We start from the raw sequence: 14,558 nt of genomic DNA, 5'->3' as shown, positions 1-14,558 counted from the left end.
ATGTTTCAACTATTACTCGAGAACAGCCTGAAAAACCGCCTGCTGGTGTTGCTCGGTGCGCTGATTCTTACGCTGTATGGCGCATTCACGCTGACCCAAACGCCCGTGGATGTGTTCCCCGATTTGAACAAGCCCACGGTCACGGTTATTACTGAGGCCGGTGGCATGGCCCCGGAAGAAGTGGAACAACTGATTACCTTTCCGCTGGAGGCGGCACTGAACGGTTTGCCGGGCGTGGAAGTGATCCGTTCGGTGTCCAGTGCCGGGCTCTCTTTTCTCTACATCACTTTCAATTGGGATGTTGAAATTTACCGTGCGCGCCAAATGGTGTCCGAGCGGCTTGGCAGCATGGAAGAATCCATTCCCGCCGGACTTGCGCCCACCATGGGGCCTGTCAGTTCCATCATGGGCGAAATCATGCAAATTGCCATTCCCATCGATGTGGCGAAAACCTCACCCATGGATGTGCGGGAATATGCAGACTGGGTGTTAAGGCCGCGTTTGTTGTCCATTCAGGGCGTGGCGCAGGTCATTCCCATTGGCGGCGAAGTGCGCCAGTTTCAGGTGCAACCCAATTTGCAGCGCATGGTTGAATCGGGTATTTCGATTGATGATTTGCAGCGTGCCTTGAGTGGCTTTGCTTCCAACACATCGGGCGGTTTCTTGTCGCTCAATGGTCGGGAGTACCTGATTCGGCATTTGGGAAGAACGTCGTCGCTGGAGGACTTGCGAAACCTTGCAGTGGATTCGCGCAACGGTCAAACCGTGTTGCTTAAGCAGGTGGCCCAGGTGGAATTTGCTGCTGCGGTGAAGCGGGGTGATGCTGGCTATGAAGGCAAGCCAGCGGTCATTCTGGGTATTCAAAAACAGCCCGATGCCGACACCATTGAACTGACCCAGCAAATTGAAAACGCGTTGAATGCCATGAAAGGCGCTTTGCCTGCGGGCATGGAAGAACCGCGGGTGACCTTCCGGCAAGCCAGTTTCATCGAGGCCTCCATTACTACCTTGCAAGGCAAGTTGATCGGTGCCTCGGTGTTTGTGGCAGCGGTGCTGTTCTTCTTTTTGGGTACGCTACGCCCAACCGTCATTGCGCTCACGGCCATTCCCGTTTCAATTTTTATCACCGCGCTGGTGTTCAAGTACTTCGGTTTGTCGATCAACACCATGACCTTGGGTGGTTTGGCCATTGCCATTGGTGGTTTGGTGGACGATGCGGTGGTGGATGTCGAAAACATTTTGCGCCGCCTGAAAGAGCAACGCGCAAAACACCCGGGCGTGCCCTTTGATTTGGTGGGGTTGGTGCGAAAAGCCAGCCTGGAAGTGCGAACCGGCATTGTGTACGCCACCGCAATCATTGTGTTGGTGTTCATTCCATTGTTTGCGTTGCCCGGCATTGAAGGCAAGTTGTTTGTGCCCCTGGGCATTGCATTCATCGTGTCCACGCTGGCCTCGCTCATTGTGTCCGTCACAGTCACACCCGTGTTGTCGTACTACCTGTTGCCACGCATCAAGAACCTGGACCATGGCGACACCAAGGTGCTGGCGTGGTTAAAGCACCATTACCAACACAGCTTGCAGCGTGTGCTGAACAATCCCAAACCTGCAATCACCTTGGCATTAGGTGCTGTGCTGGTGGCGGGGTTTTCTGTGCCTTTCTTTGCCAAAACATTTTTACCGCCTTTCAATGAAGGCAGTTTGGTGATGGGGCTTCGCTTGAATCCGGGTGTCACGCTGGAGGAGTCTTCAAGACTGGCCTCACAAGCGGAACAGCTTTTGAAGGGCGTTCCTGAAATTACCCACATTGGTCGCCGAAGTGGCCGGGCCGAACTGGATGAGCATGCGGAAGGGGTGCATGCGTCCGAGCTGGACATTGGCTTGATTCCAGCTTCGGAAATGACCCGCTCCATGGATGAGATCAATGCCGATATTCGTTCACGGCTTCAAAATTTGCCGGCGGCCATTGCGGTGGGGCAGCCCATCTCGCACCGCCTGGATCACATGCTTTCTGGCGTGCGCTCGCAAATTGCCATCAAGGTGTTTGGCGAAGACCTGGACACGCTGCGCGGCACGGCCGAGCAACTGCGTGCACAGCTTTCACGCATCGATGGTTTGGTCGACCTTGAAGTGGAAAAACAGGTGTTGGCCCCTGAAATCAAGGTGCGTGTGAATTACGATGCCGCGTCGCAGTACGGGGTGCCCGTTTCGGAGATATTGCACAGTTTGCAGGCTTTGGTGGAAGGCGAAAAAATTGCACAGGTGGTTGAAGGCAACCGGCGATTTGCTTTGGTGCTTAAGCTGGCCGAGGAAAACCGCAGCCTTGAGCAACTTGGGCAACTGCTGATACAAACACCCAATGGTGCTGTGCCCTTGCGGGTACTGGCCACGATTGAAGACAGTGATGGTCCCAACCAGATCAGCCGCGATGATGGCAAGCGGCGAATCGTGATTTCGGCCAATGCGCAGGGGCGAGCCTTGTCGCAAGTGGTCGAGGATATTCGGGTCACCACAGCCAGTTTTAATTTACCGCAAGGGTATTTCATTACCCTGGGTGGTCAGTTTGAAGCTCAAAGGCAAGCCACGCGCTTGGTGGGTTTGCTGTCGCTGGTCTCACTGACACTGATGTTTGCCGTGCTGTACAGCCGTTACCAGTCCATGCGTTTGTCATTGATTGTAATGGGCAATATTCCGCTGGCCTTGGTGGGTGCTGTGTTGGGCTTGTGGTTGTCGGGGCAGCCCTTGTCGGTGGCAGCGCTGATTGGCTTTATTACGCTGGCGGGTATCTCGGTGCGCAACGGCATTTTAAAAGTGAGCCACTACATCAACCTGATGCGTTTTGAGGGCGAAACGTTTAACCACAGCATGATTGTTCGTGGTTCGCTGGAGCGTTTAAGCCCGGTGTTGATGACGGCATTGGTCACCGCGTTTGCACTTGCGCCCTTGTTGTTCGAGGCCGAACGACCCGGTACCGAGATTTTGTATCCGGTGGCGGTGGTGATATTTGGTGGCTTGATCAGCTCTACCTTGCTGGATACCTATTTGACGCCCGCCTTGTTCTGGATGTTTGGCCAGAAAGATTCGGAACAGTTGTGCGATCAATCCGACAAGGAGTCCGGTCGTGATTTAAACGCACTGTGAAACATGCACCCGCGCTTTCAGGCGGGTGATCAGTAAAAACAGGCCCCCTAGTTTGCGGTGTATGAACAGGCAGTCAATGGGCGGGGCATGCCAAAATTTTCGGTCTTCGCCCAATTCGAAACCTTTGTCGCGAATTCTTGCGGCAAGGTCTGTGTTGCCAAAGTCGAATTCACCTGGGGTACAAAAGGGCTCGCAAGCCAGTTCCATCAGGTCCAGTACCAAATCGCGGTGGTGGGCTTGTGTGGTCGAGTCAAAGTAACCAATCCGTGTGGCTGCTTTTTCCATCAAACTGCGGCTTGCGGCCTGCGCCGCATTCATCACGTCGACATACCCGTCTACCAATTCTTTCTCAAAGCTGCGGGTGGCACCGAAATCCAGCAACACCACTTTGCCGGTTTTCGGGTTGTAGCGGTAGTTTGCAAAGTTGGGGTCGGTTTGCATCAGCTGCATGCCCAGCAATTCCTTGAACAACAATTCAAACATGGTGGTGGCAATTTTGTCGCGTGTTGGCTGTGTGGCATGGGCCATTTGTTCAATGGGCACGCCTTCTACATAGCGCATGGCCAAAATACCGCGTGTGGTCAGGCTTGAATCCACGGTGGGAATTTCAAACCGTTCATCCTCACCCAGTGCCTTGGTGTATTTCACAATGCATTCAGCTTCACGCAGGTAATCGGCCTCTTCGTGCAACTGCTTTTTGGCTTCGGTCAACAGCGCAGCCAGGTCGAATGTTTTGGGCACCAGGCCCGTGAAACGCAAAATGGTCGCCACGTTGTCAATGTCGCTGTCAATGCTGTCGCGCACACCGGGGTATTGAATTTTAATGGCGAGTTTTTCACCGGTCAGTGAAATGGCCTCATGCACTTGGCCGATGGATGCAGCGGCGATTGGCGTTAAATTGAATTCACGAACGCGTTGATCCCAGTTTTCACCCCATTCTTTTTCAAGAACAGCCAACAACTGTTTGCGCGGCATGTGTTTGGCGTCTTGCCGCAGCTTGGCCATGATCTCGGCGAGTTGTGGCGGCAGCATGTCGCCGGCGTCCATGGACACCAATTGCCCCAGCTTCATGGCGGCACCGCGCAGTTGCGCCAGTTGATCCGCAACACGCAGTGCATTTTTTGGTGTCAGTAACAGCTTGCTCAGTTGGGGCCGTTTGCCTTGGGCCAATTGCTTGGTGCCATTTTTAACAACAGAACCTGCTACAGTCGTTGCCAAGGCACCGAAACGACTTAAGCGCGCAAACCGCCCCGAGGGCACTGCCGATTCATTGCTGTTTTTGTTGCGTGGGGGTTTTTGGCTAGACGACATGAGGACTGCTTGGGTGCAAAGTTGACCCTCATCTTAAAACAAAAGGCGCCTGTGCGGGGAATCACAGGCGCCCTTTGAAAACCATCAAGATGACTGGTTTTATGGATTAGCTGGCATCACCTTCGGTCAGGTTCACGCCTTTGATTTTGCTCAATACTTCAGCACGTGTGGCTGTAGAGTTCGAGGTGTGAGTCAGGTTGCTTGCATCACCGGCCACTGGGCTGAATTCGCCAGTTTGTACTGCTTTCTGGTATGCATTCAGTACGGCATTGCGACTGGCTTGGTCGCGCTGGCTTTCTACTGCGATCACGTGGCTGGTGGCATCGCCCTGCTGGGTTGCTGAGTTGGCCATGACCACGGCTGGTACAGTTGCTGAAATGGCCAATACGGAAGTAGCGATCAATTGACGTGCGTTCATGGTAAATCTCCTTTTGGGGTACTTCATCAAGTTTTGCCGTTGCTTTGTTGCGTTGGCATGAGTCGTACTTTACGCAGGGTCGAATTACCAAGGCCCCACACGCACATTACAAATTTGTAATTTTAAAAAGTACTTGTGCCTTCTATACTTCAAGGCATGTTTGTTCACGCACAGCGACGTTGCGCCCATGAAAATTTTGGTAATTGAAGACGAGAAGAAGTTGGCCAGTTACCTTCAAAAGGGGCTGAACTCCGAAGGCTTTGTGGTGGATGTGGCCCACAACGGTATTGATGGTTTGCACCTGGCCACTGAAGGCCATTACGAACTCATCATTCTCGATGGCATGTTGCCCGACCTGGACGGACTGGGCGTGCTGGCCGCATTGCGCCAAACCATGAACATCCCGGTGCTCATGCTCACGGCCCGTTCCATGGTCGAAGACCGGGTCAAAGGCCTGCAGGCGGGTGCCGACGATTACCTGACCAAACCTTTTGCATTTTCAGAACTGGTGGCCCGCGTGCATGCACTGGCACGCCGTGCCCAGGGACAGCAGCAAAATGCCACCGTTGACAGCAGCCATTTGGGTCTTGCTGACCTGGAGCTGGATGCTGTCAAGCGGCAGGCCAAACGCGCTGGGCAAGACCTGCGCTTGACCGCGAAAGAGTTCAGCTTGTTGTGGCTGCTGTTGCGCAGAAAGGGCGAGGTGTTGTCACGCACCGAATTGGCTGAGCTGGTGTGGGACATGCACTTTGACAGTGAAACGAATGTTGTGGATGTGGCCGTACGCCGTTTGCGCAGCAAAATGGACGAGCCCTTTAATTTGCCCCTTCTACACACTGTGCGTGGCATGGGCTATGTGCTGGAGTTGCGCGCTGGGGAGAGCCAGCCATGAGGCGCTCGATAGCCAGGCGATCTTCTTTTCAAATGTCGATCCTCAGTATTGTGGGTGTTGGATTGATCGCTGTGTTTGGCTATCACTGTGTGTGGATGTGGCAAGAAGTGCGACACCAGGAAACGCTTGAACGCGCCGCAAATGCGGTGGAGCAGGTGCTGGCCCGCAACAGTGAATTGATGCCCACAGAAATGTGGGGCCGTGTAGACGAACTGCTGCTGAACCTGGGCAATGTGCGCGCCAAAGTGCACGGCGAAAATGATCAGGTGTTGTATGGGCCACAGGTGTTGCTAAGCAAGGTCAAGCACAAAAAAACTTACATGCATTCTTTGGTGGGCTTGGGCGGCACTATGCCAATGCGCGATCTTGAGCTGGCCATGGATGTGTCAGAGGACAAAAAATTCCTGAACTTTATTGGTGCCGTGTTTGCGGTGGCGGCAGTGGTTTGGGGCTTGTTCATTATGCTGCTAAGCGGCACTTTGGCGCGGTTTGAATTAAAGCCATTGAATAAATTCGGGCGCAAAATCGCCAGTTTTGATCCGTCGGATCTGACTGCACGAATCAAGACCGAGCATGAACCCGAAGAGCTGTACCCGGTCATTGAGCAATTCAACAAATTAATCGGAAAAGTAGGGCAATACCACGACCAACTGCGTTCATTCAATTCCAATGTGGCGCATGAATTGAACACGCCGCTTTCCAGCCTTACCGTTAGCCATGAATTGCTGCTGCGTGAAAAAAATCCCGATCCCGAGCATTTGAAGGAGGCACTGCACAGCCACCTCGAAGAGCTGCAGCGCATGAACCGCATCATTCAAAGCATGTTGTTTTTGTCGCATGCCAGCCAGGGCCAGTACAACGATTTTCGGGTAGTGGCCAAGCTCAGTGAACCTGTCATGACTGTGATGGATTACATGGAGGCCATGCTGGAAGAAAAAAATCTGCAATTTGAATTGCACGGTGATGCGTCTGCTCGGGTTGATTCTGAATTGATCAAGCGGGCGCTGTCCAACTTGGTGTCCAATGCCATTCGCTATGCCGAGGAGGGCAGCACCATTCACATTCACATTGACAACAGCACTGTGGCGGGCCAGGTTCTTTTCACAGTGAGCAACAAGGGTGTGTGTATTCCCGCAGCCAGCGTGCCGCATTTGTTCGAACCCTTTTACCGGGTGGATCAATCGCGCAATGAAAGTGGCCACAACCACGGTTTGGGCTTGGCCATTGTGGCCGCCATCGCCCGTTTGCATGGGGGCGAACCTTTTGCGCAGTGCGATGGCGACTGGGTACGCATCGGGTTTTCACTGAAGAAGGGCGACTCATCATCGCTTGCAGAGGCATAAATGGGCTGTGTTACACTTTATCCACTGCAGTTTGTTGATTTCATCCAATGATGCGTCGAATTGGTGTTCATGTGTTGTTGCTGTGTGCGCTCATGTTTCAAAGCATGGCCCACGCAATGCCGTGTTGCGCCGAAATGCAAGACACGCAGCACGCCATGGATTCAGCGGTTCACCTTGACGAGGGCTGTTTCGCGGGTTCTCCCTTGTGTTGTGCCGTGCCCTCTTTGCCGTATGTAGCGGCAGTCATCTCGCCCCAAAGCCCCTCACCAGTGTATGCCACTGTAGAGCAGGTGCTTCAAATTTCCTTTCAGCAAAGCTCTCCCGAACGCCCGCCCCGGGCCTGATCACACCAATTTGAGTTAAGCGTTGGGCTGACCCTGGTCAGCCCGATTGTGTGTTCGTTTCTCATGGCTGATACGCCATGCAGGAGAAGCCCATGCAGGGTAAACATGTCATTTTGAGAATTGCGCTGATTGGTTTTGCGCTGTTTGTGTTGTTGAATTTCGGCGGGGTGCATGCCGAGCAACAGTACACGCTTGAGCAAGCACTGGCTGCCCCTGAAACTCCCGCTACTGCTGGCCCGCTCAGCCTGAGCCTTGCGCTTGAGCTTGCTGAACAGCGTTCAGAATCGGTACGCGCCCAAAAGGCTGCTGCGCAGGCTGCGCAAAGCGAGGCTGTGGCCGCGGGTGAGTTGCCCGACCCCATGCTGAATCTGGAAGTGAGTAACATTCCAGCCAACGGGCCTGACCAGTTCAGCCTGGCTGCAGACTTCATGACCATGCGGGGGGTGGGTATTTCGCAAACCTTCACGCGGCAAGACAAACGCAAAGCCCAGTCCAATGTGTTTTCAAAAAATGCCGAGGTTGCGCAAGCCAGCGAGCTATTGGCTTTGAGTCAATTGCGCACCGGCACGGCGCAGGCGTATCTGGACCGGGTGTACCTGCAACAAATGCTTGAATTGCTGCGAAGCCAGCACACCGAATTGCAACTGCAAATTGATGCGGCCGATGCGCTGTTCCGCGCTGGCAAAGCGCCACAAACCGATGTATTCACAGCACGCACCGAACTCGGCTTGCTGAACTTGCGAGTTCAAGACACCCAGGCCATGTTGGATAACGCACAGGCCGATTTGCACCGTTGGGTTGGCGATGCAGCAGGCAGTGAGTTGAGCAGCGATGTTGATTTGAAGCGCTCCAGCCTGGGTGAAGTGGATTTGGCTGAAAGCCTGAACAAACACCCGGAACTCATCGCCCTGCAAAAAGCAGAAGATGCAGCGCTGGCCAATGCCGAAGTCAAGCTGCAGGAAAAATCAGCAGATTGGACTTTGTCGGTGATGTACGCAGGCCGTGGTCCGGAGTTTTCTGAAATGCTCACACTGGGTGCCTCCCGGCCCCTGTTTGTTGATCAAACTTCAAGGCAAGACCAGGCGGTGGCCGCTGCCAATTCCATGGCGGCCAAAGCGCGTTCAGAGCGAGTCGAGTTGTACCGCAGCCACCTGGCACAAACCAAGCGCTGGCAACAAACCTGGCAAAGCAATTTGAAGCGGCTGAGCGACTTTGATCAAAGCCTGATCCCCTTGACCCAACAACGCACGCAAGCCGCGCTGGACGCCTATCGCGGCAACACCGGCACCCTAAGCGAGGTGTTGGCGGCGCGCCGCATGGAACTGGACATGCGCATTGAAAAACTTCGTATTCAAATGGACACAGCCCGGCTTTGGGCGCAACTGGAATACCTGATTCCCGAAGAGGTACAACAATGAAAAAGACGCATATCGCGATTGGCGTGTTCGCAGTGGCGGCGCTGGCTGGTGGGGGTTATGGTTTGTGGGCACTGGGCATGAGCCAAGGCATGGAAATGATGTCGGCACCCATTGGTGCTCCTGCCGGGGCCGGTGGCAACGGGCAAGATCCGTCCACCTGGAATATTCCCCAGGGCGAGGCAGCCACCCGCAGACACATGGAAAACGGGATCAAGGCGGGTGATGTCGATCCTGAAACAGGCTTGACTGTGCAGTATTACCACGACCCCATGGTGCCGGGTCGCAAATTTGATTCACCGGGTAAAAGCCCTTTCATGGACATGATGCTGGTACCAGCCTACTCGGGTGCCGATACTGCTGACACCAGCAGTATCAAAGTCAGCCCGCGTATTCAGCAAAACTTGGGTATACGCACTGCGGTGGTGGGCATGGGCATGCTGGCACCGGAAATTACTGCCAGCGGTGCCGTGCAGTGGAATGAACGTGACCGGGTGGTGGTGCAGTCCCGTGCCATGGGTTATGTGGAAAAACTCAATGTGACTGCCACGCTTGATCCGGTGAAGCAGGGGCAAACTTTGCTGACCGTGTACGTGCCCGACTGGATTGCGGCACAAGAGGAATTTTTGTCCTTGCGAAAAATGAAGGGCGATAACTTGCAGCCATTGGTGGATGCAGCCCGCCAACGCATGTTGCAAGTGGGTATGAGCACAGCACAAATACGGCAGGTGGAACAAAGCGGGCAAGTTCAGCCGCGCGTCGCCATTGCGGCACCCCGCAGCGGCGTGGTCACGGAGTTGATGGTGCGTGAGGGTATGACCGTGCAACCGGGAACCACCTTGATGGAGATCAATGGACTTTCCACGGTGTGGGTGCAGGCCGAAGTGCCTGAAAGCCAGGCCAGTTACGTGCAGCCTGGTGTCACTGTGAATGCAATCGCGCAAGCCATGCCAGGGCAGGTGTTTGAAGGTCAGGTGCAAACAGTGTTGCCACAAGTGAATGCCAATTCACGCACGGTACTGGCTCGCCTGGTGCTGAAGAATCCGGGTAACAAGTTGCTGCCCGGCATGTTTGTACAAACCCGGTTCATGGACACCAGCAGGCCGCAATCCCTGATCGTGCCCTCCGAGGCTGTCATTCAGACCGGTCGCCGTGCTGTGGTGATGCTGGCCGGTGAGGATGGCCGCTTCTCGCCAGTCGAAATTAAGACAGGCATTGAGTTTGGTGGACAAACCGAGGTGCTCGCAGGCCTGGAGGCGGGTCAGGAAGTGGTGCTGTCTGGCCAGTTCCTGATTGATTCTGAAGCCAGCTTGCGTGGGCTTGAAGCGCGCTTGAATGAGCCGGGCGAATCTGCAAAATACACCACCTCGGCCGTGGTCGAGGCCTTGCACGATGATTCGGTCACGGTCACCCACGCGCCCATTCCAAGCCTTGGCTGGCCGGAAATGACGATGGACTTCATGTTGCCTGCGCCCGATCAACTGCCGCGTGAAAGCCTGAAAGTGGGTGACCGGATCAACATGGAGTTTCAGCTACAGGAGGATGACCTCCCCTTGATGTTGGGCGTCAGCCCCAGTGGAGGTCAACGATGATTGCGATGCTGATTCGCTGGTCGATCGCCAATCGACTGCTGGTGCTGATCGCCACGGTAATGATCAGTGCCTGGGGCGTGGTGTCGGTGTACAAAACGCCGCTGGATGCCCTGCCCGATTTGTCCGATGTTCAAGTGATTGTGCGCACCAGTTTTCCGGGGCAGGCGCCGCAAATTGTTGAGAACCAGGTGACCTACCCGCTCACCACCACCATGCTGTCGGTGCCAGGCGCAAAAGACGTGCGTGGTTTTTCCTTTTTCGGTGACAGTTTTGTCTACATTATTTTTGAAGATGGTGTGGATTTGTACTGGGCCCGCTCGCGGGTGCTGGAGTACCTGAATCAGGCCCAAAACCAGCTACCGGCTTCGGCAAAAAGCGTATTGGGTCCCGATGCCACAGGCGTGGGCTGGATTTATCAATACGCCCTGCGCGACACCACGGGCAACATGGATGTGTCGCAACTGCGGGCTTTGCAAGACTGGTTTTTGCGTTATGAACTGAAAACGGTCGAGAACGTGGCCGAGGTGGCCTCGGTGGGCGGCTTTGTGAAGCAGTACCAGGTTGAACTGGATCCGCAAAAGCTGGCGGGCTATGGCATCACCCTGGATCAGGTGATCCAGGCGATTAATGATGGCAATCAGGAAGCGGGTGGATCGGTCATTGAACTGGGCGAAGCCGAGTACATGGTGCGGGCCACGGGGTATCTGGAGAATCTGGAGGATTTCCGGTCTGTACCGTTAAAGGCCAGCCTCGCCGGTATTCCGGTGCAGCTCGGCGATGTGGCCCGCATACAGATTGGTCCCGAAATACGCCGAGGCATTGGTGAACTGAACGGCAATGGAGAGTCGGTGGGCGGTATTGTCGTTATGCGGTCTGGAAAAAATGCCTTGCAAACCATTGATGCAGTGAAGGCCAAGCTTGAAAGCCTGAAAGCCGGTTTGCCGCAAGGCGTAGAGGTGGTGGCGGTGTACGACCGGTCCACACTGATCAACAATGCAATCGACAACCTCAGCTTTAAATTGCTTGAGGAATTCATTGTGGTGGCGCTGGTGTGCTTTGTGTTTTTGTTGCACTTCAGGTCCGCTTTTGTGGCGATTGTTTCCCTGCCGTTGGGTGTGTTGATTTCATTCATCGTGATGCAGCAGCAAGGGGTGAATGCAAATGTGATGTCCCTGGGGGGTATTGCCATTGCCATTGGCGCCATGGTGGATGCTGCACTGGTCATGATTGAAAACGCACACAAGCATCTTGAACAGTGGGCACACGACAATCCGGGTCAGGAACTGGCTGGTGCCGAGCGCTGGCGCGTGATTGGTGATGCTGCCGTGGAGGTAGGGCCCGCCCTGTTTTCTTCCCTGTTGGTCATCACGCTCAGCTTTATTCCGGTGTTCACGCTGGAAGCACAAGAGGGGCGTTTGTTCTCGCCCCTGGCGTACACCAAAACCTATGCCATGGCGGCTTCCGCCGGTTTGGCAGTTACGCTGATCCCCGTGTTGATGGGCTATCTGATTCGCGGAAAAATCCCCTCGGAAAATTCAAATCCAATTAACCGTGCCTTGATCGCGGCCTATCGGCCCGCCTTGGATGCCGTGTTGAAGTTTCCCAAAACCACCGTGCTTGTGGCGCTGGTGTTGCTGGGCATCAGCTTTTATCCGCTCACCAAGCTGGGCACTGAATTCATGCCCCCGCTAGACGAAGGTGATTTGCTGTACATGCCCACGGCCTTACCCGGTTTGTCGGTGGGCAAGGCGGCTGAATTGCTGCAGCAAACGGATCGCTTGATCAAAACCCTGCCGGAAGTTGAAAGTGTGTATGGCAAGGCGGGGCGCGCGGAAACAGCCACAGACCCCGCGCCTTTGGAAATGTTTGAAACAACCATTCAATTCAAGCCCAAAGACGAATGGCGAGAGGGCATGACCGCCGATAAACTGGTCGAGGAGCTGGACCAAATTGTCCGGGTACCGGGTTTGACGAATATTTGGGTGCCACCCATTCGCAACCGGATCGACATGTTGGCCACCGGTATAAAAAGCCCGGTGGGTGTCAAGGTAACGGGCCCTGACTTAAACACCATCAATCAAATCTCGGTGAAGGTCGAGAAGGCGGTGAAGAACATTGAAGGCGTGAGCAGCGCATTTGCTGAGCGACTCACGGGTGGGCGCTACATTGATGTCGATATTAATCGCGACAAAGCCGCACGTTACGGCATGAATATCTCCGATATTCAGTCGATTATTTCAAGCGCGGTGGGCGGCATGAACATTGGCGAAACCGTCGAGGGGCTGGAGCGTTTTCCAATCAATGTACGTTACCCGCGTGAACTGCGTGATTCACTCACCCGACTTCGCGCCTTGCCCGTGTACACCGACACGGGTCAGCGCATTGTGCTGTCAGATGTAGCAACCATTCAGATCACCGATGGCCCACCCATGTTGCGTAGTGAAAACTCGCGCCTGGCCGGGTATGTGTACATCGATATTCGTGGGCGAGATTTGCGTTCTGCGGTGCTGGACATGCAGCAGGTGGTGGCTGAACAGGTCAATTTGCCCGCGGGCTATTCCATTTCATGGTCGGGTCAGTTCGAGTATCTGGAACGCGCAACCGAGAAATTAAAGTTGGTGGTGCCGTTCACCTTGCTGATCATTTTTGTCTTGCTGTACATGACTTTCAAGCAAGTGGATGAGGCTTTGCTGATTATGGCCACCCTGCCCTTCGCACTAATTGGCGGCGCATGGTTGCTGTGGTTACTTGATTTCAACTTGTCAGTGGCAGGTGCCGTGGGCTTCATTGCATTGGCCGGTGTGGCGGCCGAGTTCGGCATCATCATGCTGTTGTACCTGAATCAAAGCTGGGCCAACCGGGTTGAACGTGGTTATATTGACGAGCACCATTTGCTCGATGCAATTCGTGAAGGGGCCGTGTTGCGCGTTCGACCCAAAGCCATGACGGTATTGACCATTCTGGCGGGTCTGATACCCATTATGTGGGGTACCGGTACAGGAAGTGAGGTCATGCAACGCATTGCCGCACCCATGGTAGGTGGTATGGTCAGTGCACCCCTGTTGTCGATGTTCGTGATTCCTGCCGTGTTTCTGCTGATTCGGCGTGGACAAACCCGAAAATCTGGCTGAATTGGGTGGGTGCTGTGTAAACCCAGACCGACCTGTGACGTTGAGAAAGGTGCAGCTTTAATGCCAACACCCCAACTTCACTCATAGAAGGTCACCAGCCATGTTTAACCAACGCAGCAGGTCGCGCTCCCTGTCGTTCGATTCACACCGACGACAGGGTTCATTTCTGGGCAAAGCCAGTAAATTTCTTTTTGTGTTGTTCGGCCTGATGGTCGCCACCGCACTCACCTTGTTCGGTGTGTCCTCCTGTCAGGAAAAAGCGGCAGCGCAACAAGTGTTGTCGTATGCATCGAAAAACAACTGTGAGTTTCGCTTTGAAGGCGTGGGCCACACCCTGATCGAAAACCATTGTGGCAACAATGCCGGTGTGTATTTCATGACACCGCAGGGGTTGCACACCGCACCGTTGATTGATCCTGAAGTGAGCGAACTGGTGAACCAACACGGTTGCGAAGCACCCAACCAGTGCGTATTCAATCTTGAAATGCAACCGCGCGCGATCAGCGGTCAGTTTGACTACACCATTAACGGTCAACAGGGTTTTTACAGCTTTGAATGGCCACGGGACGAACAACCCCGCCTGGTTGAAAGCAGCAGTACACCCAACAAATCCTGAGTCACCGTATTTTTTAAGCTTTAATTCAGGTGAATCGGTTAAATTACGAGTCACCATGAAAGCTCGTGCCTACTCATTGATCATTGCCATCTTGTTGCTCGCCGTTCCTGCTGCGCATGCAGACGACGATCGACGCATTCGCCGACTGCAGCGCAGCGGCGAGATCCTCTCGCTGGAAACAATATTTGCGGCCGCTCGATCGGTCAAGCCTGGGCGGATCGTGGATGTTGATCTGGACAAAGAGGATGGTCGCTATATCTATGAAATAGAAGTGCTGGATGCGGGCGGCCGTGTGTGGGAAATGGAATTCGATGCCCGCACAGGCAGCTTACTGAAACTGAAACAGGACGACTAGTCA

11 protein-coding genes are annotated in these 14,558 nt (G+C 54.4%); 9 read left to right on the top strand and 2 right to left on the bottom strand.

Features of this window, described 5'->3' with window-relative positions; all coding sequences use genetic code 11:
• Complete coding sequence (locus tag FRIGORI9N_RS07800; protein ID WP_159569233.1) at positions 1 to 3,138, top strand: efflux RND transporter permease subunit; 3,138 nt, start codon at positions 1 to 3, stop codon at positions 3,136 to 3,138.
• On the opposite strand, the gene FRIGORI9N_RS07795 is transcribed toward FRIGORI9N_RS07800, so the two are convergent.
• Positions 3,124 to 4,449, bottom strand: coding sequence for an AarF/ABC1/UbiB kinase family protein (locus FRIGORI9N_RS07795; RefSeq protein WP_159569232.1), 1,326 nt, complete (start codon positions 4,447 to 4,449; stop codon positions 3,124 to 3,126). The two genes, FRIGORI9N_RS07800 and FRIGORI9N_RS07795, sit on opposite strands and share 15 nt — an antisense overlap.
• Positions 4,450 to 4,555: 106 nt before the next feature.
• Positions 4,556 to 4,867: a hypothetical protein gene (locus FRIGORI9N_RS07790; RefSeq protein WP_159569231.1), complete on the bottom strand. Its 312-nt coding sequence runs from the start codon at positions 4,865 to 4,867 to the stop codon at positions 4,556 to 4,558.
• 187 nt (positions 4,868 to 5,054) lie between these two features.
• Here FRIGORI9N_RS07790 and FRIGORI9N_RS07785 point away from each other — a divergent pair, with 187 nt between their 5' ends.
• The 8 genes from FRIGORI9N_RS07785 (at position 5,055) to FRIGORI9N_RS07750 (ending at position 14,555) form a co-directional block, all read left to right on the top strand.
• Entirely contained in the window at positions 5,055 to 5,759 is a 705-nt protein-coding gene (locus tag FRIGORI9N_RS07785) for a heavy metal response regulator transcription factor (RefSeq protein ID WP_159569230.1), read from the top strand.
• Between the two features lie 32 nt (positions 5,760 to 5,791).
• Positions 5,792 to 7,102, top strand: a complete 1,311-nt coding sequence (locus FRIGORI9N_RS07780; protein WP_236550822.1) for an ATP-binding protein — start codon at positions 5,792 to 5,794, stop codon at positions 7,100 to 7,102.
• 47 nt (positions 7,103 to 7,149) lie between these two features.
• Positions 7,150 to 7,446 (top strand): hypothetical protein, encoded by a 297-nt coding sequence (locus tag FRIGORI9N_RS07775; RefSeq protein WP_159569228.1) that lies wholly within the window; start codon positions 7,150 to 7,152, stop codon positions 7,444 to 7,446.
• Between the two features lie 92 nt (positions 7,447 to 7,538).
• Positions 7,539 to 8,864, top strand: a complete 1,326-nt coding sequence (locus FRIGORI9N_RS07770) for a TolC family protein (protein ID WP_159569227.1) — start codon at positions 7,539 to 7,541, stop codon at positions 8,862 to 8,864.
• Positions 8,861 to 10,453: an efflux RND transporter periplasmic adaptor subunit gene (locus FRIGORI9N_RS07765; protein ID WP_159569226.1), complete on the top strand. Its 1,593-nt coding sequence runs from the start codon at positions 8,861 to 8,863 to the stop codon at positions 10,451 to 10,453. The genes FRIGORI9N_RS07770 and FRIGORI9N_RS07765 overlap by 4 nt, the downstream gene beginning before the upstream one ends.
• On the top strand, positions 10,450 to 13,584 hold the full coding sequence (locus FRIGORI9N_RS07760) for an efflux RND transporter permease subunit (protein ID WP_159569225.1): 3,135 nt from the start codon (positions 10,450 to 10,452) through the stop codon (positions 13,582 to 13,584). The genes FRIGORI9N_RS07765 and FRIGORI9N_RS07760 overlap by 4 nt, the downstream gene beginning before the upstream one ends.
• 100 nt (positions 13,585 to 13,684) lie before the next feature.
• The gene (locus FRIGORI9N_RS07755) at positions 13,685 to 14,200 is read left to right on the top strand and encodes a hypothetical protein (protein ID WP_159569224.1); all 516 of its coding nucleotides are present in this window, start codon (positions 13,685 to 13,687) and stop codon (positions 14,198 to 14,200) included.
• 55 nt (positions 14,201 to 14,255) lie between these two features.
• A complete protein-coding gene (locus FRIGORI9N_RS07750; protein WP_159569223.1) occupies positions 14,256 to 14,555 on the top strand; it encodes a PepSY domain-containing protein in 300 nt (99 codons plus the stop codon).
• Positions 14,556 to 14,558 lie beyond the last annotated feature (3 nt).

The organism is Limnobacter sp. 130, assembly GCF_902506325.1.
Classification (GTDB): domain Bacteria; phylum Pseudomonadota; class Gammaproteobacteria; order Burkholderiales; family Burkholderiaceae_B; genus Limnobacter.
The sequence above is the reverse complement of the archived record's forward strand: the minus strand, read 5'-3'. Positions and strand labels throughout refer to the sequence as shown.